Source organism: Nocardia glycosmidis, assembly GCF_052545115.1.
On record NZ_JBQWRH010000007.1, the window covers coordinates 106,154 to 132,279 of the forward strand.

The 26,126-nt window shown below is 68.8% G+C and carries 16 protein-coding genes; 7 read left to right on the forward strand and 9 right to left on the reverse strand.

What is annotated here, in order from left to right:
- Positions 1–131 precede the first annotated feature (131 nt).
- The 3 genes from ACT86A_RS11170 to metH all read right to left on the reverse strand — a co-directional run bounded on the left by ACT86A_RS11170 (position 132) and on the right by metH (position 6,624).
- On the reverse strand, positions 132–803 hold the full coding sequence (locus tag ACT86A_RS11170; protein ID WP_445091987.1) for an HAD family hydrolase: 672 nt from the start codon (positions 801–803) through the stop codon (positions 132–134).
- A 19-nt stretch (positions 804–822) separates the two neighbouring features.
- Positions 823–2,592 carry a serine/threonine-protein kinase gene (locus ACT86A_RS11175; protein WP_445091988.1) on the reverse strand — a complete coding sequence of 590 codons (1,770 nt, stop codon included), beginning with the start codon at positions 2,590–2,592 and terminating at the stop codon, positions 823–825.
- A 435-nt stretch (positions 2,593–3,027) separates the two neighbouring features.
- The gene (gene metH / locus ACT86A_RS11180) at positions 3,028–6,624 is read right to left on the reverse strand and encodes a methionine synthase (protein WP_445092137.1); all 3,597 of its coding nucleotides are present in this window, start codon (positions 6,622–6,624) and stop codon (positions 3,028–3,030) included.
- 251 nt (positions 6,625–6,875) lie between these two features.
- Between metH and ACT86A_RS11185 the strand changes: the two genes are divergently transcribed.
- Both ACT86A_RS11185 and ACT86A_RS11190 read left to right on the forward strand, forming a co-directional pair.
- Positions 6,876–7,751, forward strand: coding sequence for a PAC2 family protein (locus ACT86A_RS11185; protein WP_445091989.1), 876 nt, complete (start codon positions 6,876–6,878; stop codon positions 7,749–7,751).
- Positions 7,752–7,862: 111 nt separating this feature from the next.
- Complete coding sequence (locus ACT86A_RS11190) at positions 7,863–10,460, forward strand: AMP-binding protein (protein WP_445092138.1); 2,598 nt, start codon at positions 7,863–7,865, stop codon at positions 10,458–10,460.
- Here ACT86A_RS11190 and ACT86A_RS11195 read toward each other — a convergent pair.
- Positions 10,362–10,667 carry a hypothetical protein gene (locus ACT86A_RS11195; RefSeq protein ID WP_445091990.1) on the reverse strand — a complete coding sequence of 102 codons (306 nt, stop codon included), beginning with the start codon at positions 10,665–10,667 and terminating at the stop codon, positions 10,362–10,364. The genes ACT86A_RS11190 and ACT86A_RS11195 overlap by 99 nt on opposite strands.
- A gap of 332 nt (positions 10,668–10,999) precedes the next feature.
- Here ACT86A_RS11195 and ACT86A_RS11200 point away from each other — a divergent pair, with 332 nt between their 5' ends.
- The 4 genes from ACT86A_RS11200 (at position 11,000) to ACT86A_RS11215 (ending at position 19,574) form a co-directional block, all read left to right on the forward strand.
- Positions 11,000–12,139: an XRE family transcriptional regulator gene (locus ACT86A_RS11200; protein ID WP_445091991.1), complete on the forward strand. Its 1,140-nt coding sequence runs from the start codon at positions 11,000–11,002 to the stop codon at positions 12,137–12,139.
- A 122-nt stretch (positions 12,140–12,261) separates the two neighbouring features.
- Entirely contained in the window at positions 12,262–13,971 is a 1,710-nt protein-coding gene (locus tag ACT86A_RS11205) for a TIGR02677 family protein (RefSeq protein ID WP_445091992.1), read from the forward strand.
- Entirely contained in the window at positions 13,971–15,380 is a 1,410-nt protein-coding gene (locus ACT86A_RS11210; RefSeq protein WP_445091993.1) for a TIGR02678 family protein, read from the forward strand. Before ACT86A_RS11205 ends, ACT86A_RS11210 begins: the two co-directional genes overlap by 1 nt.
- Positions 15,381–15,383: 3 nt before the next feature.
- Positions 15,384–19,574 (forward strand): TIGR02680 family protein, encoded by a 4,191-nt coding sequence (locus tag ACT86A_RS11215; RefSeq protein WP_445091994.1) that lies wholly within the window; start codon positions 15,384–15,386, stop codon positions 19,572–19,574.
- Between the two features lie 210 nt (positions 19,575–19,784).
- Here ACT86A_RS11215 and ACT86A_RS11220 read toward each other — a convergent pair whose 3' ends face one another.
- The 5 genes from ACT86A_RS11220 to mftE all read right to left on the reverse strand — a co-directional run bounded on the left by ACT86A_RS11220 (position 19,785) and on the right by mftE (position 25,462).
- On the reverse strand, positions 19,785–20,309 hold the full coding sequence (locus ACT86A_RS11220) for a M15 family metallopeptidase (protein WP_445091995.1): 525 nt from the start codon (positions 20,307–20,309) through the stop codon (positions 19,785–19,787).
- A gap of 755 nt (positions 20,310–21,064) precedes the next feature.
- Positions 21,065–21,538, reverse strand: coding sequence for a hypothetical protein (locus tag ACT86A_RS11225; RefSeq protein ID WP_445091996.1), 474 nt, complete (start codon positions 21,536–21,538; stop codon positions 21,065–21,067).
- A 136-nt stretch (positions 21,539–21,674) separates the two neighbouring features.
- On the reverse strand, positions 21,675–23,384 hold the full coding sequence (locus ACT86A_RS11230; RefSeq protein ID WP_445091997.1) for a fumarate hydratase: 1,710 nt from the start codon (positions 23,382–23,384) through the stop codon (positions 21,675–21,677).
- A gap of 157 nt (positions 23,385–23,541) precedes the next feature.
- The gene (mftD, locus tag ACT86A_RS11235; protein WP_445091998.1) at positions 23,542–24,765 is read right to left on the reverse strand and encodes a pre-mycofactocin synthase MftD; all 1,224 of its coding nucleotides are present in this window, start codon (positions 24,763–24,765) and stop codon (positions 23,542–23,544) included.
- Positions 24,737–25,462, reverse strand: coding sequence for a mycofactocin biosynthesis peptidyl-dipeptidase MftE (gene mftE / locus ACT86A_RS11240; RefSeq protein WP_445091999.1), 726 nt, complete (start codon positions 25,460–25,462; stop codon positions 24,737–24,739). Before mftE ends, mftD begins: the two co-directional genes overlap by 29 nt.
- 65 nt (positions 25,463–25,527) lie before the next feature.
- On the opposite strand from mftE, the gene mftR reads away from it, so the two are divergent.
- On the forward strand, positions 25,528–26,124 hold the full coding sequence (mftR, locus tag ACT86A_RS11245; protein WP_445092000.1) for a mycofactocin system transcriptional regulator MftR: 597 nt from the start codon (positions 25,528–25,530) through the stop codon (positions 26,122–26,124).
- Positions 26,125–26,126 lie beyond the last annotated feature (2 nt).

Genomic DNA, 26,126 nt, shown 5'->3' on the forward strand with positions numbered 1-26,126 from the left:
ACGCCCGAGATTCGGCGAGATTGCCGGTGATCAAGCTCACACCACAGAGGTGCGCGCACACCCGTTGCGGCACAGTAAATCTCGGAAAATCAAGGCCGGGCACCGCCGGACGGGACCCTCGCTGGAACGGGTCAAAGCAGCACGCGCAGAGCCTTCTCGAGGTCACCGAGGGTCAGTCCGACCAGCGAGTCCCGGAATACCCTCCCGCGCGCCGACGGCACCGAAATCTCGCAGGGCACCACCAGCACCGCGCAGCCGGCTGCCTGGGCCGCACGCGCACCGGTCGGCGAATCCTCCACCGCTACACACTGTCTCGGATCCAGATCGAGCAACTCGGCGGCGCGCAGATAGACATCCGGCTCCGGCTTGCCGTGCGCCACCTCATCGCCGCAGACCGAGACATCGAAGAAATCGCGACCGAGGGTCTCGAGTCCGAATTCGGTCAGCGACCGCTTGGTATTGGTGACCAGAGCGCTGGGCAGACCCGCCGCACGGACCATGGCCAGCGCGTCCTTCGCACCGGGCCGCCACGGAATGGGCCCGGTCATCAGCTCGGTCACCCGCCGGTCCAGGAACTCCCCCGCGGCCTGCAGCGACGCCGGGCTCGGCTCGATGCCCAGTCCGGTGAACATGATCCGCAGGGCATTCGGGCCGGACGCGCCGATCAGCGCGTGCCGGATGACGTCGGTCATTTCGTGGCCGTGTTCGCGCGCCAGTTCGCGTACCGCGATGTCCCAGAGCTTTTCCGAGTCGAGCAGCGTGCCGTCCATGTCCCAGAGCACTCCGGCCAGTCGCGCTGTCACGTTCGGTCTATCTCCTCTGTCAGGTACCCGATGCGGCGATCTGCAGTTTGGCACTGTCCCCGGCGACCTCGATCCATCGGTTCTCCGAAGTCGTCGTGCCGTTCTTCAGGGTATAGGTCAGCGCGACCACAGCCCGATTCGCACCGCTCTGGGTGACCGAACCCACGCGCACCGCACGAATGGTGCCCCAGAAGTTCACATAGGAGTCGTAGCCGGTCTGCGCCTGATAGCCAGGCGACAGCTGGGACCAGGCGCCGGACACGTTGCCGGGCAACATGCCGTAGTAGCCCTGGAGGAAGGAGGCGATCCGGTCGGGCGTCGGCGGGCCGGACCGAGTGGTCGTTCCGGTCGGGACCGTCGTGGTCGACGTGCCAGGCGGCGTCGTCGTCCGGGCCGACGGAGTCGGCGTGGGTGCGACGGAATTCGGTCCTGGGGTGGGGTTCGCCGGAAGTGTGGTCGCGGGTGCGGGTGCCGCGGCCGCGGAAGTACTCACCGGCGCGGGACCGGACGCGGCGGAAGGCCCGTGCACCGGAGCCTGCGCCGAGGCCGGCCCGGCCGTATCGGCCGACGGCGAATGCTCGGCGGCATCGCCCGCAGCCACGACCGCCGATGTCGCTGCGGCGCCGGCCCCGTCGCGGTTCCCGGCGGTCACCGTCGCCACGATTCCAGCCAGGATCAGCACTCCGGCAATCGCCGCGGCGGCTATCGCGAGCATCCGTGCGCGGCGCGACCCCGCCAGGACACGCGGCAAGGGGGCGCCCACACGGCGTCTCGACGTCATCGGCGTACGTCGGACAGCGGCCGCCTGCGGCACGTTCGGATCCATGACCGCGGCGGGCACGACCGAAGTCGCGCCGGAATCGGCCGATCGCTCGGTCGACGCGGTCGCGGCCCCTCGCGGCAGCACCGTTGTCGCGGCCGTGCCCGGCGCGGGCATCATCTTCGTCACCGGGGCGGGTAGCTCCGGATTCCGGCCCGCGGCAACGGCTTCCAGCGCCTCTTTCGCCTCGTGCATGGTCGGCCGGGCGTCGATGCTCGCAGCGAGCAATCGCATCAGCACCGGAGCGAGCGGGCCCGCGGACTCCGGCGGCGAGATCTCGGCCCGGGCCACCGCGTGCAGCAGCGCGAGCGGATTGTCACCCTCGCCGAACGGCGGACTGCCCTGCACCGCCGCGTACAACGTCGAGCCGAGGGCGAAGACGTCGGAGGCCGGCTCCGGATTCTCGCCGCGGGCGACCTCCGGCGCGAGGTAGGCGGGTGTCCCGGCGAGAAAGCCGGTGGCCGTGACCGTCACGTCGCCGACCGCCCGGGAGATACCGAAGTCGGTGATCTTCACCGTGCCGTCGTCGGCGACCAAGAGGTTGGCCGGTTTGACGTCGCGGTGCATGATGCCCGCGTCGTGCGCGGCGGCCAGAGCGCTGGCGGCCTGTGCGCCGATCTTGGCGACTTCCACCGGGGCCAGGGTGCGATTACCCGACAGTCTGGCCGCCAGGCTCGGAGCGTTCAGGTACTCCATGACCAGCCAGGGCTGCCCGTCTTCCTCCGCGACGTCGAAGACGGTGATGGCGTTCGGGTGATGCAGACGCGCCGCGATCCGGCCCTCCCGCATGGCGCGCAGCTTCGCCTCCAGCGCTGCCGACCCGGACAGCCCGGGACCGAGCAGCACCTGCTTGACCGCGACGGTGCGTTGCAACCGCACGTCGGCGGCTCGCCAGACCACACCCATGGCTCCTGTGCCGATCGGATCCGTGAGCCGGTATCGTCCCGCGATCAATCGATCCGCCGTCATCGTGGTGTGCCTCTCCTACTTACGCGCCGAGCCGTTCCGCACGCAAGCCCGGAAATTCTCCGAAACATGTACGCGCCGAGGTATTTTGCACCGCCGAGCAGAGACGCGAACGCATCCGCCGACTGCTCCGGATGCAGTTACAACGTCTTTGACAATGGCACATCCACCCGACAGACATCCAGCTATGCGGCGCCGGTATGGGTGATCGCCCAGGTCAACACCGCGCGCCCGCCCCCGGCGACGCGCCGTCCGGTACGCGATCCGTGCGCGAAACGACATCCGACCAGGCAGCAGACCAGGTAGCAAAGGCCCTTGGCGCGATCGGATTCCACACGGGCATTCCGCGCGTACCAGTCGGCGCCCGCAAGCGCCCGCCGCGTAGCCGATCCCGCTCATCTTTCGAAAGCATGCAGCAGGCGAGGTTCGACGAACCGCTCAGGCGTTGAAGTACTTCGCCTCCGGGTGCAGCAGGACAAAGGCATCGGTGGATTGCTCCGGATGCAATTGCAACTCTTCCGACAGCACGACACCTATGCGGTCGGCCTCGAGCAAATCGACCAGTTTGGCGCGGTCTTCCAGGTCGGGGCAGGCGCCGTAGCCGAAGGAGTAGCGGGCGCCGCGGTAGCCGAGTTTGAAGTACTCCAGCACGTCGGCCGGATCGGACTCGGCGATCGCACGACCTTCGAGGACGAGTTCCTCGCGGATGCGGCGGTGCCAGTACTCGGCCAGTGCCTCGGTGAGTTGGACGCCGATGCCGTGCACCTCGAGATAATCGCGGTAGCTGTCTTTCGCGAACAGCTCGTTGGCGAAGTCGGCGATCGGTTGTCCCATGGTGACCAGCTGGAACGGCAGCACGTCCACCTGGCCGGTTTGCTCGGCCTCGGCCCGCGATCGGATGAAGTCGGCGATGCACAGGAATCGGTCGCGCTGCTGACGCGGGAAGGCGAACCGATAACGCTGCGGCGCATCAGGATCCGGTTCGGTGAGGACGACAACCTCGTCGCCCTCGGACACCGCGGGGAAATAGCCGTACACCACCGCGGCGTGTTGCAACACGCCCTCGGTGCTCAGCCGGTCCAGCCAGGCGCGCAGCCGCGGCCTGCCCTCACTCTCCACCAGTTCCTCGTAGCTCGGTCCGTCGCCGCCGCGCTGGCCGCGCAGACCCCACTGTCCGAGGAACAGCGCCCGCTCGTCGATCAGGCCCGAGTACTCGTGCAGCGCGAGGCCTTTCACCACGCGCGTGCCCCAGAACGGCGGCACCGGCACCGGCAGGCCCGCCGCGACGTCGGAGCGTTCGGGCACCACAACGGGCACCTCGGCCGCCCTGCGTTCCGCGGCGATCCGCTTGGACCGCTCATGACGCGCCTTGCGCTCGGCGGCGTTCTCCCGCTCGGCGATGGCCTGCGGGCTGTCCGGGCCGGGCCCGCCGCCGCGCTTGCGTGTCATGATGTCGTCCATCAACCGCAGCCCCTCGAACGCGTCGCGGGCGTAATGCACGTCGCCCTCATACACCTCGGTGAGGTCGTTCTCCACGTACGAGCGGGTGAGCGCGGCACCGCCGAGCAGCACGGGAAATTGGCCGGCCATGCCCTTCGCGTTGAGCTCCTGGAGGTTTTCCTTCATCACCACGGTCGACTTCACCAGCAGGCCGGACATGCCGATGACGTCCGCCTTCTTGTCCACCGCCGCGTCGAGAATGGTGGCGATCGGCTGCTTGATGCCGAGGTTGACCACCTCGTAGCCGTTGTTGGACAGGATGATGTCGACCAGGTTCTTGCCGATATCGTGCACGTCGCCCTTGACGGTGGCCAGCACGATGCGTCCCTTGCCGCTGTCGTCGGTGGACTCCATGTGCGGTTCCAGATACGCGACGGCGGCCTTCATCACTTCGGCGGACTGCAGCACGAACGGCAGCTGCATCTGACCGGACCCGAACAGCTCGCCGACCGTCTTCATACCCGCCAGCAGGGTCTCGTTGATGATCTGCAGGGGCGGCACCTCGGTCATGGCCGCGTCCAGATCGGCCTCCAACGCGGCCCGCTCGCCGTCGACGATGCGCCGCTCCAGCCGCTCGAACAAGGGCAGCGCGGCCAACTCCTCGGCCCGCGACGCTTTCGATGACGAGGTGGACACGCCTTCGAACAGCGCCATCAGCTTCTGCAGCGGGTCGTAGCCCTCGGCGCGGCGGTCGTACACCAGGTCCAGCGCCGTCTGACGTTGTTCGTCCGGGATCCGGCTCATCGGCAGGATCTTGGAGGCGTGCACGATCGCGGAATCCAAACCGGCCTCGACGCACTCGTGCATGAACACCGAGTTGAGCACCTGCCGGGCCGCCGGGTTGAGCCCGAAGGAGATATTGGACAGACCCAGTGTGGTCTGTACCCGTGGGTGGCGGCGCTTGAGTTCGCGGATGGACTCGATGGTCTCCAGGCCGTCGCGGCGCGACTCCTCCTGTCCGGTGCCGAGGGTGAAGGTGAGCGTGTCGATGATGATGTCGCTCTCCGACAAACCCCAATTGCCGGTGATGTCGGCGATCAGGCGCTCGGCGACCTGCACCTTCTTGGCCGCGGTGCGCGCTTGGCCTTCCTCGTCGATGGTCAGCGCGACCACCGCGGCGCCGTGCTCGGCGACCAGCCGCATGGTCTGCTGGAAGCGCGAATCGGGGCCGTCACCATCCTCGTAGTTCACCGAATTCACCGCGCAGCGCCCGCCGAGGTGTTCCAGCCCGGTTCGCAGGACCGGACTTTCGGTGGAGTCGAGCATGATCGGCAGTGTCGAGGCGGTGGCCAGCCGGCTGGCCAGCTCCGCCATGTCCTGGGCGCCGTCGCGGCCCACATAGTCGACGCAGAGGTCGAGCATGTGCGCACCGTCGCGGGTCTGGTCCTTGGCGATGTCCAGGCACTTCTGCCAGTCCCTGGCCAGCATGGCGTCCCGGAACGCCTTGGAGCCGTTGGCATTCGTCCGCTCGCCGATCATCAGGATCGAGGCGTCCTGCTCGAATGGCACCGCGGTGTACATGCTGGACAAGCTCGGCTCCAGCACCGGAGCGCGGCGCTCGGCGATCGGCGGCAGCGTCGGCTCGACCTCGCGCACCGCCTCGGTGACCTGGCGGATGTGCTCCGGGGTGGTGCCGCAGCAGCCACCGACCAGGGCGAGCCCGAACTCTGTGACGAACCCCCGCAGCGCGACCGCCAACTCTTCGGGGGTGAGCGGGTACACCGCGCCGTCGGCGCCGAGCACCGGCAGTCCGGCGTTCGGCATCACCGAGACCGGCACCTGCGCATACCGGGACAGATGCCGCAGGTGCTCACTCATCTCAGCCGGACCGGTGGCGCAGTTCAGGCCGATCAGGTCGATGCCGAGCGGCTCGAGCGCCGCGAGCGCGGCACCGATCTCGCTGCCGACCAGCATGGTGCCGGTGGTCTCCACCGTGACATGCGTGATGATCGGGATCCGGCGGCCGAGCTTCGCCATCGCCCGCTTGCTGCCGGTCACCGCCGCCTTCGCCTGCAGCAGGTCCTGGCAGGTCTCGATGAGGATGGCGTCGGCGCCGCCGTCGAGCATGCCGAGCGCGGCCTCGGTGTAGGCGTCGCGCAGCACGGCGAACGCGGCATGACCCAGGGTCGGCAACTTGGTGCCGGGACCCATCGCACCGAGCACATACCGCGGCGTGCCGTCGGAGGAGGGGCCCGTCTCGTCGGCGACCTCGCGGGCCAGCCGGGTACCGCGCTCGGACAGGTCACGGATCCGGTCGGCGATGCCGTAGTCGGCGAGGTTGGGTAGATTGCAGCCGAAGGTGTTGGTCTCGATCGCATCGGCGCCCGCTTCGAGATACGCGCGATGGATCGTGCGCAGCACGTCCGGCCTGGTTTCGTTGAGGATCTCGTTGCAGCCTTCCAACCCTCGGAAATCGTCCAGGGGCAGATCGGCGGCCTGCAGCATCGTGCCCATCGCGCCGTCGCCGATGACGACTCGGCGACGCAGCGTCTCGAGTAGCGTGGTATCGAACTCAGCGGGCATGGGCGCAGGCATGCGCTCCAGGGTAATGGGCGAGCCGATTATCCGAGCCACCGCGTCGAAGCTCTGTATCCCGCGCTGCACCGTCCCGGCCACGGGCGGACTTTTCCCCGGTCACGCCGCACCGAACCCGATGCACCGCGCGGCACGTCATCGCCTGCCCGTGCCGCGTTATGCCGCCCGGTCGACGGCAGCTGCGGGAAACCCGACAGCCGATCCGACGGGCATACGGCACACCAGGTCGACGCACGCCGTAGGCTGACCGAGTGGACGCCAGTGAAACTCCCGATCCGGAACTGCCGACGTTGCGGGATCCAGTACTGGTCGCCGCCTTCGAGGGCTGGAACGACGCCGGGGATGCGGCCAGCGGCGCCGTCGAGCATCTGGAACTGATCTGGGACGCCGAACCGTTGGCCGAACTCGACTCCGAGGACTACTACGACTATCAGGTCAATCGGCCGACGGTACGCCAGGTGGACGGCGTGACCAGGGAAATCCAATGGCCGTCGACGACGTTGTCGGTCTGCTCGCCGCCGGGCAGCGACCGCGACGTGGTGCTGCTGCGCGGCATCGAACCGAATATGCGCTGGCGTAGCTTCTGCGGCGATCTGCTGGAGTTCATCGAACAGCTCGGCGTGCAGACCGTCGTCATCCTGGGTGCGCTGCTCGCCGATACCCCGCACACCAGGCCGGTGCCGGTGACCGGATCGGCCTACAGCAAGGAGGCTGCCGAGCGGTTCAACCTGGAACAGAGCCGCTACGAAGGTCCGACCGGGATCACCGGTGTGCTGCAGGACCAGTGTGTGAAGGCGGGCGTGCCCGCGGTGTCGTTCTGGGCCGCCGTTCCGCACTATGTCTCCCAGCCGCCGAACCCGAAGGCGACCATCGCGCTGCTGCACCGAGTCGAGGACGTGCTCGACATCGAGGTCCCGCTGGGCGAGCTGCCCAAACAGGCCGAGGACTGGGAAATCGCGGTGAACGAGATGACCGTCGGCGACGACGAGATCAGCGAGTACGTGCGGTCGCTGGAAGAGCGCGGCGACGCCGCGGCCGATGCGATGGCCAAGATCGATGGCGACGCCATCGCGGCGGAGTTCGAAAAGTACCTGCGTAGGCGGGGTCCGGGCAGCTTCGGACTCTGAACTCGGCGCGCGGCTACGGAGCACGCGGCCGCGTAACGATTCACCGGAAGTTCGCCAGGGGGGCACCTTCAGGCCGGGAAACGGCCGCCTCCTACACTCTCGCCGGTGACCATGCTCCCGATCGTCGCGCATCTGCGCAGCTTCGACGACCGGATCGCCGTCCACTGCGCCGACCAGGGTGCGCGGCCCGACCACGCGACCGAAGCGCCGCCCGCACCCACGGCGCCGGTCACCTATGCCCAGCTCGCCGCGCTCGTCGAGGACTACGCGACCGAGCTCGGGCCGGGCCGCCGCTTGGTCGCACTGGCGCCGCGCAACGACCTCGCCTCGCTCGTGGCGTACCTCGGCGCCCTCAGCGCCGGATGCGTGGTGCTGTTGACCGAAGCGATCACCGCGCAGTTGCGGGCCACCTACGATCCGGACGTCGTCATCGAGTCAGGCCATGCTCACGTGGTCCGCGAGACCTCGGCGCATCGCCTGCACCCGGATCTCGCCTTGCTGCTGAGCACGTCGGGCTCCACCGGGTCGCCGAAGTTGGTCCGGCTCTCGGCGACGAACCTGCGGGCCAACGCCGAGGCCATCGCGCAGTACTTGGCGATCGGCCCGGACGACTGTGCCGCGACCACGCTGCCGATGTTCTACTGCTATGGGCTCTCGGTGGTGCACAGCCATCTGTTACGCGGTGCGAGCTTGCTACTGAGCGACCGGTCGGTATTGGACGCCGAGTTCTGGCAGGTGTTCCGACACTGCCGGGCAACGTCTTTCGCTGCCGTTCCGTACACCATCGACCTACTCGACCGCATCGGTTTCCCCCGGATGACGCTGCCGCACCTGCGATATGTCACCCAGGCGGGCGGCAGGCTCGCGCCGGATCGGGTACGCGAGTACGCCGCGCTCGGCCGGCGATCGGGCTGGGATTTCGTCGTCATGTACGGCCAGACCGAGGCGACCGCCAGGATGGCCTATCTGCCCGCCCATCTGGCGACCGCGCATCCCGACTGCATCGGAATCCCGATCCCCGGCGGCGAATTCACCCTCGAGCCGGTCCCGGAGGACGCGCAAGGCGCGGATGGACCACATGAGCTCGTCTATCACGGCGCCAACGTGATGATGGGCTATGCGCGATCCGCCGAGGAACTCGCCCTCGGCCGCACAATCGGCGCGCTGCGTACCGGTGACCTGGCCCGCCGCACGCCGGAGGGCCTGTATCAGCTCGTCGGCAGGCGCAGCAGATTCGCCAAGATCTTCGGCCTTCGCATCGATCTGGAGCGCCTCGAACGCGGTCTGGCACAAGCCGGATTCACCTCGTGCTGCACCGACGACGACACGCACCTGATCGTCGCGGTCGAGACCCCTCGGTCGGATCCGACCGAGATCACCGCCCGACTGGCCGGGTTGCCCGCCGCGGTGGTCCGCATCATCCCGGTCGAGCGGATTCCTCGGTTACCCAGCGGCAAACCGGACTATCCGGCCATCCGGCGATTGTCCGAACCCGCCGCACCGGTACGCGACGTGCGCGCCCTGTACGCGGCAACCCTCGGCGTCGACCCCGCGCGGATCCATTCGGACAGCACGTTCGTGGATCTCGGGGGCGACTCGCTGACGTACGTGACCACCGCGGCACGACTGGAGCGCACACTCGGGCGCCTGCCCATCGACTGGCCGAGCACCACCGTGGCCGACCTGGAAAGGATTCCGGCGAGCCGCGGGCACTTCGGTCGGGCGCTCGACACCGCAACGCTGCTGCGCGCCGTCGGGATCGTGCTGATCGTCTCGTCGCACGCAGGCGTGTTCGTGCAGTGGGGTGCGGCGCATGTGCTGCTCGGCGTCGCCGGATTCAACTTCGCCCGTTTCATGGTGACCGCGGCACCGCGCGCCCAGCGGCTGCGCCACACGCTGCGCAGTGTGGCGTCGATCGCGCTCCCGACCGCGGCATGGGTATCGCTGACCCTGGTGTGCAGTGACTACTACGGCTGGCAGAACGTGCTGCTGCTGAACAAGATTCTCGGTCCCCGCGACAGCGCGACCGCCGGGCACCTGTGGTTTCTCGAGGTGCTCGTCTATTTCATGCTCGCTGCCGCACTGCTGATCCGGATCCCGCCGGTGGACCGCCTGCACCGAGCCGACCCGTTCTGGTTCGCGATGACGCTCGTCGCGGTGAGCCTCGTGTTCCGATACCAGTCGTTCGGTCTGTATCCGGCGAAGGACATTCCGTTCTCACCGCTGGCGGTATGGCTGTTCGCGCTCGGCTGGGCGGCGGCAAAGGCGAATTCGGCCTGGCAGCGGGCAATCGTCAGTGTCGTCGTACTGGTCACGGTGCCCGGATACTTCGGCGTTCCGGATCGGGAAAGGCTGGTCATGGCGGGCCTGCTCGCGTTGATCTGGCTGGTTGCGATCCGGGTTCCCGCCATCGTCGCTGTCTGCGCTGCCGTGCTCGCCGATAGCTCGCTGTTCACCTATCTGCTGCACTGGCAGCTGTATCCGATGTTCGGCGAGTACCGTCTCGTGGCGCTGCTCGCGTCTCTCGCGGCCGGCGTTGCCGCCGCCACGATGGTAGCGATGCTGCGGCGATGGGGATCCAGGAAATTTCGGGCAATCCGGTCGAGCCGATCAGCTCTGCACAGTCCAGACCCGCGCCGCCGCCTCCTGAGCCAGCTTCGCGATCAGGATGTCGCGCGGAATGGTCTGGCCGGCAAAGTGATCGAGTGAGGGAACCACCACATGGTGGGCGTCGGCGCGCTTGAGTTCCGCGATGAGCTCGGCCAAGGCCGTCCCGTCACCACCGGTCGATTCATGGAAGGCTGCGGCGAAGCAGAGGCCTTCTTCGCGAGCGAGGCTGCTCATCGCCGCCTCCAACTCTTTGCTGTGGCCATCGGCCAGATCGTCACGCAAGTATCCATAGATCAACGCTTCCACCCGAACCTCCGTTGGATTGGGATCGCTGTTCGCTGAAGTGGATCCACCCGTCTTACGGGGTTACTGCGCTTCGTGCAAGAGCAGATGTCCTTGCAGGTGCTCTGGTGAAGATGCTTGGCAAACTTCCCGCGTCGACATCGAGCATGCGCCGTGCGGCAACCGGAACAAAGCTGTCAACCCGATGACATCTGTCTGCCCTATTGGGGCCACCAAACGTTAACTGGTGCGATACTACAGGCGTGACCGCTACTGACGATCGACCCGTCTGGGCTGTCCGGATGCGTTCCGAACGCGACGCGAGGGGGTGGTCTCAAGCCGATGCGGTTCGGGTGATGCGCGGGAAATCATCACACAACCTGCCGACGGACAGCACCCTCCTACGCAACTGGCGCCGTTGGGAATCGGGCGAATCGCGCCCGGACGACTTCTACGCCCCCATCATCGCCGCCACCTTCGACACGGTGACCGCGGCGTTCTTTCCCAAGGCCAGACCGAATCGGGACGACGAATTGCTCTCCGCGACGGGCATGGACACGCTCGAGTTCCTCGGCAGACTCCGCATATCCGACGTGTCCTCGGTGACGCTGGAGGCCATCCGGATCACCGTCGAGCGTCTGTGCTGCGAGTACTCCTACGCCGACCCGCACGAGCTGCACACCGAAGGTACCGCGTGGCTGCGCAGGATCACCTCGTTGCTCGACGGTCGCCTGACACTGGCCCAGCACCGCGAAATCCTCCTCCTTGCCGGATGGGTCGCGTTGCTGGTCGGTTGCGTCGACTACGACCTGGGCCGGCGAACCACCGCCGAAGCCACCCGGCGCGCCGCCTGCTCGCTGGGGCAGGAGGCCGAGAATGCCGAGATCACCGCGTGGGCAGCGGAAATGGCCGCGTGGTTCGGGCTCACCCAGGGCAATTACCGCGGCGTGATCGACACGGTACAGCCGGCGCTCGCAATGAGTCCGGACCGCTGCGTCGGCGTGCAACTGGCCGCCCAGCGTGCCAAAGCCTGGGCCAGGCTGGGCAACCCACGCGAGGTCGATGCTGCCCTCGCAGAGGGGCGGGCAATCCTGGAGCGACTCGACCATCCGGCGAATCTGGACAACCATTTCGTCATCGACGCACACAAATTCGACTTCTATGCGATGGACTGCTGCCGGGTGGCGGGCGAGGATCGGCTCGCCGAATCCTACGCTCGCGAAGTGATCCGAAACGCGACCCGGCCGGACGGCACGGTGCGCAATCCGATGCGGATCGCCGAGGCGCACCTGACGCTGGCCGCGATCGCGGTCCGCGACGGGGACCTCGAACTAGCGGTAGCCGAGGGGATGCTCGCATTCGCGGGTCGGCGCCGTTCACTGCCGTCGCTGATGTGGATCGCGGGCGAAGTAGCACGCGAGATCATCGAGCGCTATCCCGGAGATCCGCGCACCCGAGCCTATCTGGACCAGCTGCGCTCGCTATCCGTCGAGTGAGCCGAGGTACGCCGCAGTCTCCGCGAACGGTGGCGGGCCGGACGGCCGCGCCGAGGTACCTGCCACGCCGAACACCGGATCGTCGTGCGGGCGGCGACCGGTCCGCTATTACCCTGTTCCCGGTGACCGACTCCGATGACGGCTGCGCGGACGCCCGCTGGGACGAGCGGCTGCGGTTATTCTCCTTCGCCACCGCCGAGCGGCGCGCCGACTACCTTTGGGTGCTGCGTGCTTTCGACCGCGCGCGTGCGGCGTACGTGGTATTGCTGCACGCGGACGACGTCGCGGAGTGGATCCAGCGCAATGGAAGCGCGCTGCGCGCTCCCGATCCGAGCGAGACAAACCAACCGGTCGCGAACTCGGGGCCTGTCGATCGCGACGCGCGGCGGCGACATCACCGAGCCGATCCGCACCCCGCGCAGAAACCGGGAGCCGCTGCGCCGGACCGCTCCCCAGCAGCCGATCGCCAGGCGACCACGCGGCGCCTGAGCGCCGCCGAGATCGGCCCGCTGCTCGACCAGCTCCACCAATGGGGTGTCCTGGAGCGCAGTTACGACGGAACTCGCGCCGCGACACTGGCCGAGTACCGCAATCGGCACTACGTATACCAGTTCTCCCAGGCCGGATTTCAGGCATACCGGGCGGTCGCGGGAGTGCTCAGCGCCCGCCTCGACGAGGCCTCGCTGTCGCGTCTGGTGCTGCCGGAGCTGCTGGCCGATCTGCACACGCTGGCCGAGGCGAACCGGGCAGCCGACGCCGAGCGCGTCTACCGCACCTTGCGCCGCCTCGACGCCGCGCTGTCGGACCTGGCTGCCCGTGCCGCCCACTTCTATCTCGGACTCGGCGATCTGGTCCGCACTACGGAGATCACTCCGGAATCGTTTCTCGCGCACAAAGACGCGCTGCTGGCGCACATGCGGGAATTCAGCCTCGACTTGGCCCGATTCACTCCGCGGCTGGCGGCGGCGATCGCCGAGATCGAAGAGACCGGCGTCCCGGAGCTGATCGCCCGCGCGACACGCTGTGACGAGCGGGTGCTGCTGAGCATCGCTGAACGCCGGTCGGATTGGCAGGCCAGGTGGGACGGACTGCGGATCTGGTTCGTCGCACCCGGCAGCGGTGAGCCGGCGGGGACGACGGAAGCCGAACGGTTGCGCGAGGCCACCATGAGCGCCATCGCCGCGGTGCTCTCGCTGCTGCGGCGGGTCACCGAGACGCGGCGCGGCGGGGTGAGCCGGGAATCGGCGCTGCGGCATCTGGCCGCCTGGTTCACCGCGGCGCCGAGCGTGGACAGCGCCCACGCGCTCTTCGACGCGGTATTCGGACTCGGCAAGCCGCGGCATCTGGCGCTGGAGCATCCAGACGCGGACATGATCGCGGCGACTCGATCGTGGTGGGACGCCCCGCCATTGGAGATTTCCCGCACGCTCGCCGAGACCGGGCGCCCACCGTCGGCGGGCGCGCCCGCCCGTATCCAGCGCAACGACGCGAGCGTCCGGCGGTTGCGCGAAGCCCAGTTGGACGCGCAACGGTCTCGCGCAGCGGCCGCCCGAGCGCTGGCCTCGGCCGACGTACACGAGCGGGTCCTGGACGAACGGGAAACCGAAGTGCTGCTGCGTTTGCTGGACGCCGCGTCCACCGCCTGGGTTCCGGTGCGCGGCCGGGCCGGGGGTAGCACGGGTTCGGACAGCGGCGTCACGCTGACGGTGTCGGCGCACGAGGGCTCGACCGTGGTGCGGACCACGCGCGGACTGCTGCACTTGAACAACCGGGCCCTGAAGGTCGAGCAGACGACCAAGACGCGGTCGCGCATCCCCGAGGAGCGTGGCTGATGCGCGGACGCACCATCGACACGCTTGCACTGGACAACTATCAGCGCGCCGCCCGTGTCATCCTGGCCGAGCATCTGGTGACCCGCACCTATCCGGATCGCATCGCGCTGCCCCTGGTCCGCCGCTGGGCCACCGAACTCCGCGAGGATCTCGCCGAATTGTTCGGCTACCGGCTGGAAGTGACCGAGACCACGGCTCGGGTATTCCCGATACTGGACCGTCTCGATGCGGGCAAACCCGCGCGCACACCTGCCGAGCGCGTGTTCGACCGCCGCCGCTACGCCTATCTCGCTTTGGCGCTGGCCGCGCTGGGGCGCGCGGGTGATCAGATCACGCTGTCCGAGCTGGCCGATCAGGTCGCCGCCTACGCGGGCCGGATGGACGGCCTCGAGCTGTCCACGGACCGTAGCGGCGATCGCGACGCGTTCGTGGACGCGGTCGGCTGGTTGACCGCGCGCGGTGCGATCACGCTGGCCGACGGCGACGCGGGCGGTTGGGCCAGCGATCCGGAGGCCGGCGAGGCGCTCTACGACATCGACCGACCGGTGGTCTTCGCATTGTTCCGGCCGCCACGGGCGCTGCAGCAGTTACACAGCGTGCGCGGGTTGTTCGCCGAAGAGGCCCCCGCCACCGGCGTTTCCGCGCAGGCCGCGATCGCGCGCCGCGTCCGCAGGGCCCTGCTGGAACGACCGGTGGTCTACACCGACGATCTCTCGCTTGAAGAACGCGCCGTGCTCGCACAGGGCCGGATCGTCGCGGATGTCGAATTGCTCACCGGCCTGCGTGCGGAGCGCCGAGCCGAAGGTGTCGCGCTGATCGACACCTCTGGACGGCTCTCGGACACGCGCTTTCCCGGGACCGGCACCCTCGCCCAGGTCGCTCTACTGCTGGCGGGCGAGATCGCCGACCGCGTTCTGGACATCGACAACCCGCTGCCGCACCGCGGCGGCGCCCCGGACCCGGGCGAGGCGCTCGCCGCGCAACTGGACGCGGCCATCCCCGAATCCACCATGTTCACCCTGCTGGCGCAGCAGCGCTCGCCGGATTCGCCTGCGGACGAGTCCGTCTCGCCGGACGTCGAGCCGCGACAGCAGGACATGCCGGGGTCGAGCACCTATCCGCTGATCCAGCCGGCATGGCTGCAGGAGACGATGCAGGCGCTCACCGACCGCTACGGCAGCACCTTCGCGGCGCAGTGGCAGGCCGATGTCCCCCGGCTCACCACGGAAGTGGTGGCGCTGCTGGAGCGGCTGCGCCTGGTCCGGACAGTCGAGGAGGGACTGCTGGTCCTCCCCGCGCTGGCGCGCTACCGCGGCGCGGTCGTGACGGTGCGCACCAAGCGGGCCGCGGAACTGTTCGTCACCGCGGCCGACACCTACGGGCCCGGCACCGCGACGGAAGGAAACTGACGGATGTCGCTCATTCACGCCGGAGTGCGGTTCACTCCGACCCGCGCCGGGATCGTCAACCTGTGGGACTACCGCGACCAGGAATTCTGTTTCGCCGACGGCAGGTTGGTCCTGCGCGGTCCGAACGGGTCGGGCAAGACCAAGGCTCTGGAGGTGCTGTTCCCGTTCGTGCTGGATGGGCGGATCGAGCCGCGTCGGCTCAACCCGTTCGCCGGCGAGGAACGCACGATGAAGTCGAACCTGCTCTATCGCAAGCAGGACTCGGCCTACTCCTACGTCTGGATGGAGTTCGCGCGTGGCCGCTGGGACGACCCCGAAGTGGTCACCGTCGGCATCGGTATGCGCGCCACCCGGTCCTCGGACAAGGTGACCCGCTGGTACTTCGTCGCCGACGGCCGCGTCGGCGTGGACTTCTCCCTGATCGGTCCGGACGACCGTCCGTTCACCCGCAAACAGCTCGCCGAACAGATCGGCACCGACTCGATCGTCGATCGGCCGGTCGATTATCGCAACGCGATCGACGCGCGCATGTTCGGTCTCGGGACGCAGCGTTACGACCAGCTGATCAACCTGATCCTCACGCTGCGCCGCCCGCAGCTGGCCAAGAACCTGGATCCGCGCGGCCTGTCCCAGGCGCTCACCGATGGCCTGCGCCCGCTCGACGAGCAACTGCTCCTGGACGCCGCCCGGTCGTTCAGCGATATGGAGGAAGTCGCCCGCACCTTGGAGGGCCTGGTCCACGCCGACACGGCGACCAGGGCTTTTGTCGAGGTGTACCGGAAATACCTTGCGGTCCAGGCGAAAACGGATGTCGACCAAGTGCGGACCCGGCTCGACGCGGTCACGCACACGAGCACCGCACTGTTCGCGGCGACCGCGCTGCGCGCGCGCAGGGAGACCGAGCGGGCCACCGCCGAAACCCGCGCGGAGGACGCCGACCGCGCCTACGAGCAGGCCCTCGCCGACCGGGAAAACCTGCGGCATTCCAGCGCGTACGAGGGTAAGCAACAGCTCGACGACCTGGCCGACGCGGTACGGCGGCTGGAAACCTCGGCGGGCGCGCACGCCGACAAGGCGCTCGAGGCGAAGCAGACCTTGCACCAGCGCGCCGCGCAGGCGCAACGCGCGCGCTCCGCGGCCCGTACCGCCGCGGCGGCGCTCGCCCGCGGTGAAGACGACCTGCGCGGCGCTGCCGAGGACGCGGGCATCGCATGGACGCCGCTACCCGAGACAGCACGCGCCGAACAGCTCACCGCAGCCGTCCGGGGCCACGCCGAGGAGCGCGACGCCGACGTACGCGAGGTGCGCCGAGCGCTGGGTGCAGTGGAGACCGCCGCCGCTGAACGCGCCAGGGCGCAGCGGCTCGCCGAGCGTGCCCGGGAACTGCGCGACGCAGCCGCTGCCGAGATCGCGCACGCCGAGGCGACGGTCGCGTTGGCGCGCACCGAGGCCACCGACGCGCTGCGCGGGTGGTGGGAGGAGCACCGCGCGGTCTACTCCCCCGTCCGCGCCGGTCTGTTCGAGGCGCTGAACTCCGCCGTGGCCGAGGCCGGTTCGGACGCCGCCACAGTCGCGGAAGTACTGGCGGAGCGGGCCGAGCCCCTGCTCGACGAGGTCCGCGGCCGCCGCCAGGAGGCCCGCGCGCGGGCTGCGACCGCGGCCGCGCGAATCAGCGAGCTGACCACCGAGCGTGACCGGGTCGCGGCCCAACGCGACGATGCTCCACCGGCATTCGCGGCGCGGTCCGGCCGGACCGGCGAACGTCCGGGCGCGGCGCTGTGGCGCCTGGTGCGTTTCGCGGACCACGTTTCTCCGGCGACCGCGGCGGCTGTCGAGGCCGCGCTGGAGGCCGCGAATCTGCTCGACGGCTGGGTGTGCCCCGCAGATGCGCTCCCATCGGACTTCGAGTCGGATCTATTCCTGGTGCCGCTGCCCGCCGCGAACCGGCCGACCGGCCGCACTCTCGCCGATGTGCTGGTCGTGGAGGAGGATTCGGACGCGCTCGCTGTTCCCCGGCAGGCCGTGGCCGAGGTGCTCGCCTCCATCGCCCTGTACGACGACGCCGGCGAAGCAAGTGGAACGCCGACGATCGAGACGGAGGGTGGATTCCGCCACGGCGTGCAGGTCGGCAGGCACCGCAAGTCCGACGCGGAGTACATCGGTGCCACCGCCCGGGCCAGGCGCCGCGAGTTCCGATCGGCCGAGCTGACCGCCGCCATCGCCGCCGCGGAGCAGGACCGGCGCGCCGCCGAGCAGCGGGAAGCCGACGCCGCGACTGAACTCGCGCGAATCTCCGCCGCGGTCAAAGGGCTTCCGCGGCCGACCGCGGTCAGCACCGCATTGCGGGCGGTGGCAGAGGCAGCGGGCATGATGCGGTCGCGCGCCGAAGCCGCCACACACGCCGAGCGCGAACTCGACCAGGCGGTCGCGCAGTTGTCCGCCGCGGAGAAGAAGCTGCGCGCCGCGGCGGCGGCACGCCGTACCGCGCGGACGGGCGGCGAGATCGACGCCCTCGCCGCCGCCATCCGGCACTTCGAGAACACCGGCGCCGGCGTGCTGCGGCTGCGCGGGGATCACGAACGCGAACGCGAGCGGGAACGAGAAGCCGAGGATCGCCTGGTCGAGGCCACCGACCTGGCCGAGGCATTCGCGGAGGAAGCGCAAGCCGCGCAATCCGGTTACCGAGAACAAGTGCGCAAGCTGGACACGCTGCGTGCGGCACTCGGCGCAGGCGCGGCCGACATCGATCACGACCTGGAGCAGGCCAGGCAGCGGATCGAGGCGACCAAGGCCGAGCAGAAGGCCGCACGCAAAGCCGCCAACGAGGCGATCGAGGCGATCGGCGATGCCGAGGCCGCCTACCGCACCGCACACGAATCGCTCGCCACGGCGCTCGCCGAGGTGCTCGCCGGGGTGAAAGCTCTCGCACCGTACGCCCAACCGGATCTGCTCACCCTGCTGGGCGCACCCCCCGACGCGCGGTGGCCCAGTAGCGATGCCGCGTGGTCGACAGCCGAGCAACTGCTGTACCGGATCTCGACGGCCGGACCGCAGGCGCAGCCGCGCGTGCTGCCCGACGAAGTCGCCGCGTTGTTCGACGGCCTTGCCGCCGCCACCGCCTCGGTGCGGGCAAGCGAGGCGACCCGCAAGTCCACCCGTAGCGCGGTCACCGCGGCGCTGCAGGAGTTCGACGCCGCGCTCGCCGGATCCGGCCGCGACTACCGGCTCCAGTGGGACGCGGCCGATGGCCTCACCGTGGTGCAGGTGCAGGACGAACACGGCATCGCGGCGCTCGCCGACTTCGCCGCCCGCGTCGACGCCGCGCGCCGCGATCAAGAGCTGCTGCTCACCGACGCCGAGCGACGCATTCTGGAGGACGCACTGCTGACCGGCCTGGCCCAGCAGATCCACGAACGCACCAGCGACGCACGCGATCTCATCGCCCGGATGGGTGCGGAGATGAAGCAGCGGCGGATGTCCTCGGGCAACACTATCGGCGTGCACTGGCTGCTCGCCGACAACCTGTCCGATGCGGCGCGGGCCACGTCCAAGCTGCTCGACCGGGACGCCTCGGCCCTCACGGCGGCGGACCTGGCGGCGATCCGGGCACATTTCGCCGCCGAGATCCGGGCGGCACGGGCCGCGCACCCGGAACGCTCCTACCCCGAGATTCTCGCCGCTACCCTGGACTACCGTGGCTGGCGGGTATTCTCGTTCACGTTGATCTCCGCCGATGGCAGCGAGGACAAGCTCACCGTGGCCCGGCACAGCGCGCTGTCCGGCGGCGAGCAGTCGGTGTCACTGCACCTACCACTGTTCGCCGCGGCGCACGTCATGCTCGATTCGGCCGACCCGCAAGCGCCGCGCCTGCTCGCGCTGGATGAGGCGTTCGCCGGCGTCGACGACAACGGGCGCAGCGAATTGCTCGGGCTGAGCGTGCAATTCGATCTCGACCTGTTCATGACCGGCTACGACCTGTGGATCACCTATCCGCACGTCCCGGCCTGCGCGCACTACGACCTGGCACACGCCGCCGCCGAGCACACCGTCAGCGCCACGCTGCTGGTGTGGGACAGCGGCGAACTACTCGCCGAACACGATGGAACCGATCTGACTGCCGCGCTCGGCTCCCCTGATCGGCGCCGAGTTCCCACCTCGATCGAGGGTGGGCTCGAACTCGCGAGTGTGCCCTGATCATCGGCCATCGCCGCGACAGGCGACTCTGGACACACGGGTGCGGCCCGCGATCGGTGTCACGGTGGCCCGGTCGCGTCGGCATCGCCGCCGACGTCGCCTTCCGCGCGGCCGGGATGCGTCCCACAGCAACGGATAAGACCTGCTCATCGACGGCGGACGAACACCGCGATCCCCGCCCCATGGGATAAGGAACGCGTACCGCCGCGGCTAACGCACGCTCGCGTCCGGCATCATCGGTGGGCAGTCCGCGCCGGGCGCGGTGGCCAGTTCGAAATGCCACCACTCGTTCTCGAACATCCGGCACAATCCCCATCGGTTGCCGTTCGTCTCCAGCCACTGCGCGCCCTGCCGCGGACCGACGTCGATCGCCCGCCCGGACACGTGCGTGGACTCGTCCGGCGGCAGCACCCAGCGACGCGCGCCGTCCGGGCCGTAGGTTGCCACGCCGTCCGCCCACAGCGCCTGCTGCTCGGCGGGCGTGCGGTATCCGGAGGTAATGGACAGTGGCACACCCTGCGCGTGCGCCTCATGTTCGGCGAGCGTGTACGCCAAGGCCAACGCCGGCTCGAGTCCCTCGGTGCCGGTCGCGGAGCCCACCGCTTCCCGCCTATCTATGACGCGGAGGTCGGCCTGCGCCTGCCCGGCCAGGACGCCGGTCGCTACCAGCGCGGGCAGCACCGCTGCCGATAGTCGCGCCAGCACCCGACTCCGACCACGATTCCGAAGCAGCATGCGCCGATGCTATCGCCCACGGTCGCCTATGTCTGGTATACCCCGGTTCGTCAGGCCAGGGTCACCGTTGCTTGCGCCGATGACCTGTCCGACCGGAGCGCGATACGTCGGGGAGGCGAGTCGCCGACACGTAGGGGCCTTTACCGCGCGACGACTCAGCACGCAGGGGCAATCCCCAAGCGGACCTGTGGACAACTTTCGGCGAATTCCACAGAGATCGCAACTACTTCACATGATAGCGACCTGTTATGTCCGATATGTGCCCAATTATCCTCAGGCAGCAAATATTTCGCTTACCTGGAAAGTGTGCTGTCCACAATCTATCCCAGTGTTGTGCATCACAGGAAAGGGTTAGCGGCTCCGGCACCCGAATTGCCCTAATATGCAGCACTTCCGGAGGCAGCGATGACCGCGCGCAATCACGTCGAGGCGCATTCGGGCCAACGCTGGAGCGGCAATCCACGGTTGGAGGCATTCGGTTCGATTCGAATTTCACACTCCCTCCACAACCGCGCCCGACGGATCGGCCGCCGACCAGCCTTGCCGGAGCGCCGCGCCGATCGGCGCGCTGCACACGAAATCCTTTGCTCCCCAAGCACCCCGAGAGGGGCGACAGTTCCGACGCGCCGCGGCCGGCCGCCAGGCCGTGCTGGACAACCGTTCGCCAGTGGAGCGAGCCTGTGCACAGAAGGTGAGCATTTCCACATTCGCTCCCCAGCATGTGAAGACCTATCGCGTCGGACAATCCGACCGAATCACGCGCGCGGCAAACCGTCCAGTACGCTCGGCCTCGTCGCCGCCGCTATGCGCCGTTGGCCGCGGCGAATCGCTTCCGCCGCTTGCCTATTGCGTCCGATCCGGTCCAAGATCTCGCCGCCATGCGACCGGGCATAGGCGAGCGCGATCCTGATCTTGCTCATCTGCAGGTCCGACTTCGCACTGAGCACCGCAATGCGATGTTCCACCGGGCCGTCCAACTCCCGGAGGCGCGCAACGATTTCCCAGATATCGGGTCCGGCGACCAGCGCCGCCCGACGATCGTGCAGTGGTCCGCGAAAGACGACTCCGGGATGATCGAGCTGATCGACACCCTCCCGGATCAACCGATCGAGCAGGACGGCGCACGTGGTTCCCTCGCGCGCGGCGCGGTCGGCCAACTGTCGCGCGGCCGACTCCGATACACGCAACGACGTCGGCACCGGCCTGGATGTGCTCCTGGACGTACTCATTGCCACTCCTCGACCCGCATCGGTACCGGAATCAACGACGTACACCGCTAAGGGTGCCCGGCGCGACGTCGACGTCACCCCGGCGATCGGGGTGACATCACCGTGTCCGCGGGCGCCCGCAGGGCCGAAGGGTGGCTCAGACGGTCGCTGTGGAGCGGGTGCGCACGCCCAGCGCGATCGGCTTCTGCGTTTCGGCGAAGAAGTCGTTGCCCTTGTCGTCGACGACGATGAACGCGGGAAAATCCTCGACCTCGATCTTCCACACCGCTTCCATGCCCAGCTCGGGATACTCCAGCACCTCCACCGACTTGATGCAGTCCAGCGCGAGCCGCGCGGCGGGACCGCCGATGGAGCCGAGGTAGAAGCCGCCGTGTTCCTTGCACGCCTTGGTCACCTGTGCGGACCGATTGCCTTTGGCCAGCATGACGAACGAGCCACCCGCGGCCTGGAACTGGTCGACATAGGAGTCCATCCGTCCCGCGGTGGTCGGTCCGAAGGAACCGGACGCGTAGCCGTCCGGCGTCTTGGCCGGGCCCGCGTAGTAGACGGCCATATCGCGCAGGTAATCGGGCATCGGCTCGCCCGCGTCGAGCCGCTCCTTGAGCTTGGCGTGCGCGATGTCGCGCGCGACCACCAGTGGCCCGGTCAGTGAAAGCCTGGTCTTGACCGGGTATTTCGACAATTCAGCGCGAATTTCGTCCATCGGCCGGTTCAGGTCGACGCGTACCACGTCACCCCCGAGGATGGCGTCGGTCTGCTCGGGCAGATACTGGGCGGGCTCGCGCTCGAGCTGCTCCAGGAACACGCCTTCGGCGGTGATCTTGGCCAACGCCTGCCGGTCCGCCGAGCAGGATACTGCGATGGCCACCGGGCAGCTGGCACCGTGGCGCGGCAGGCGCACCACCCGCACGTCGTGGCAGAAGTACTTGCCGCCGAATTGCGCGCCGATGCCGAAGGACTGGGTCAGCTTGAAGACCTCTTCCTCCAGTTCGAGGTCGCGGAAGCCGTGCGCGGACAGCGACCCCTCGGTCGGAAGGTTGTCCAAGTAGTGCGCGGACGCGTATTTCGCCGTCTTCACCGCGAACTCGGCGCTGGTGCCGCCGATGACGACGGCCAGGTGATAGGGCGGGCAGGCCGCGGTGCCGAGCGAGCGGATCTTCTCGGCCAAGAACTCCAGCATCCGGGTGGGGTTCAGGATGGCCTTGGTCTCCTGGTAGAGGAAGGACTTGTTCGCCGAACCACCGCCCTTGGCCATGAACAGGAACTTGTAGGACGGGTGCGCCGGATCGCCCGGCGTGGAGTACAGCTCGACCTGCGCGGGCAGGTTGGAACCGGTGTTCTTCTCCTCCCACATGGTGATCGGCGCGAGCTGCGAGTAGCGCAGGTTCAACTTGGTGTAGGCGTCGAACACGCCGCGGCTGATCCATTCCGCGTCGTCGACACCCGTCAGCACTCCCTCGGACTTCTTGCCCATGACGATCGCGGTGCCGGTGTCCTGGCACATCGGCAGGACGCCACCCGCGGAGATGTTCACGTTCTTGAGCAGATCCAGCGCGACGAACCGGTCGTTGCCGCTGGACTCCGGGTCGTCGATGATCTTGCGCAGCTGACCCAGATGCGCCGGGCGCAGGAAGTGGCTGATGTCGTGCATCGCCGTTTCGGTGAGCAGCCGCAGCGCTTCCGGCTCGACCTGCAGGAAAGTGCGCCCATTGCGCTCGAACGTGCTGACGCCCTCGGTGGTGAGCAACCGGTAGGGGGTGTCGTCCGCGCCGATCGGCAGCAGGTCTGAATAGCGAAAGTCCGGCGCGGTCACCAGTCGCACTCCTTCGGATGGGCCCGGCGCCATGATCGGCCGGGCTGGTCGTGAGCACAGCGAGCCTAGCCACCACAGGGTGCCGCACCGCCGGTAAGGCAACCCTATCTCGCACCGTCGACGCGAAGGGGCCCGCGTTCGATCGGCACTGGCGCCGCTTCCCAGCACCGAGAACCGGCCGGGAGTCGATTCAGGCGGGCGTGGCCGCCGGATCGCCTGCAGCGTTTACCGCGCCGGCCGCTTCGGGAACCCCCAGCGCCCGCTCGAAACCGGCGGGTATCACCACGTCCGAGCGGTCCAAGTCGGTGACGCGTGTCTTGCGCAGGCCGAGCAGCGCCGAGTCGATGCCGCCGCGCAGGATATCCAGCACGTTCTCCACGCCGGCCTGCCCGTTCGCGGCCAGTCCCCACAGATAGGCCCGCCCGATCAGCACCGCCCGTGCGCCGAGCGCCACCGCCTTCACCACGTCGCTGCCGCGCCGGATGCCGCCGTCGAGCAGGACTTCGATCTGCGTGCCCACCGCGTCCGCGATCACCGGCAGGGCCCGGATCGCGGCCGGGGTGCCGTCGAGGTTGTTGCCGCCGTGGTTGGACACCGAGATCGCCGCGACGCCGGCGTCCACCGCCCGTAGCGCGTCATCGACCCGCATGACGCCTTTGAGCAGCACTGGGCCGTCCCATTGGGCACAGACCCACCGCACGTCCGCCCAATCCGGTGCGGGGGTGCCCATCCATTCTCCGTAGGCACCGAAGAAGGCGGGGGCGGGGCCGTCGCCGACGACCATGTTCGGCGCGGTCAGGTCCGGGAGACGGCCCGAGCGGAGGTAGGAGGCCAGCCACCGCGGACGTGCCAGGGTCTGCGGTGCGAAGTTCAGCATGGCGCGCAGGTCGAGTTTCTCCGGAATGACCGGGCTGCCCCAATCGCGCCCGTGCGAGAACGACCAATCCAGCGTGAGGATCAACCCCACCGCCCCGGCCGCCTCGGCTCGACGCATCCGCTGCAGAATCTCGTCCTTGCCACCACACCAGTACAGCTGGAAGAAGGTGGCCGGGTTGGCCGCGACCACCTCTTCGACCGGCTTACTGGCGAAGGAGCTCAGTCCCATCGCGATACCGCGGGCGGCCGCGGCGCGGGCGACAGCGACCTCGCCGTCCGGGTGCACCGCCTGCACACCGGTCGGCGAGATCAGCACCGGCATCGAAAACTGTTGGCCCAGTACGGTCGTCGACTGATCGCGCGCACCGATCGGCCCCGCCACATGCGGCGCGAAACCGAGTTCGGTGAACGCCTTCTGGTTGTCCTCGATGGTCTGACCGCGCTCGGAACCGGCGACCAGCGCGCCGTACACCGACCTGGGGAGTCGCTTCTCGGCCCGCCGCTGCGCTTCAGCGACGGTTTCGAACCACGGATTCATTGTCGGTCCTTTCCAAGGAGTTCTCCGGCCACCAGCGCCGGGTTCGGTCGAGCAGGGCGGCGCCCAGGTGATCGAGCAGGGCGGCGCCTTCGACGGCGGTCGCGCCGGCCGGATCGCCGAGCACACCGTTGGCACTCACCGCGCGCACACCTGAAACGCGCAGCGATGGCAGCAACTCGGCGAGCGAACGCGGGTCCCCGGCGGCGGCACGGTCGCCGCGCACCCGCTCCGGTGCGAGCGCGAGTTGCAGCGCGGTCTCCGACCGTCCCGCGTGCAGGTCGCCGTCGAAGTGCGGCAGGTAGACGCGCACGTCGCGGGATTCCGCGCGCAACAGATCTTTCGCCCGGCGTAGCGGCTCGACATTGCCGCCGTGCCAGTTCACCAGCAGGATGCGGTCGAAGGTGTCGGTCGCCGAGCGAACCAGCTCGACCACCAGCAGTTCCAGCGCCACGTGCCCGATCGAGAGCGTGCCGGGGAAGCCCGCGTGCTCGCCGCTGGCGCCGTACGGAATCGCCGGTCCGATAACCACATCGGACCGTGCGGCGGCCAGCCGGGCACACAATGCCGCGGCGACGTCGGTGTCGGTGGACAGCGGCAGATGCGGGCCGTGCTGCTCGGTCGCCCCGACCGCGACGGCGAGGATCGCGCCCGCAGCGGCCCGCTCGCCCGCCTCTGGCCAGGTCAGATCCGCCAACATGCCGAAAGATTATCGTCAGTCACTGACATAATCAAGAGTCGTTCGCGGCCGAGCAGAATCAGACGATGCGGCAGAACCCGACTACGCGCGGCCGCCCGCGCGGCACCACGAAGCGCGAACTCGAACTGATCGCCTTGCGGCTGTTCACCGAGCAGGGTTTCGACGAGACCACCGTGGAGCAGATCGCCGGCGCCGCCGGAATCAGCGGACGCACGTTCTTCCGCTACTTCCCCACCAAGGCGGAGGTGCTCTGGTACCAGTTCGACGACGAGGTCGCCGCACTGCGCGCGGCCTTCGCCGGCGTCGCGGACGACGTGCCGATGATGACCGCGGTGCGCCGAGTCGTGGTGAACGCCAACCGATACCGCGCCGAGGACGTTCCCGAGCTGCGCACCAGGATGCGGCTGGTGGCAACCGTCCCCGCGCTCGCCGCCACCGCCGGCCCGCACTACGACGCCTGGGAGCGCACGGTGAGCGCGTTCGCCGCGCGGCGACTGGGCGAACCGGAGGACGGACTCGTCCCGCTGGCCGTCGGACGGACCACGCTCGCGGCGGCCCGAGCCGCGTTCGACGCCTGGCTCGACCGCGCCGACGCGGACCTCACCGTGTATTTGGACCAGGCGCTCGCGGCGTTGGCACGCGGGTTCGCTACGGTGCCGTGAGG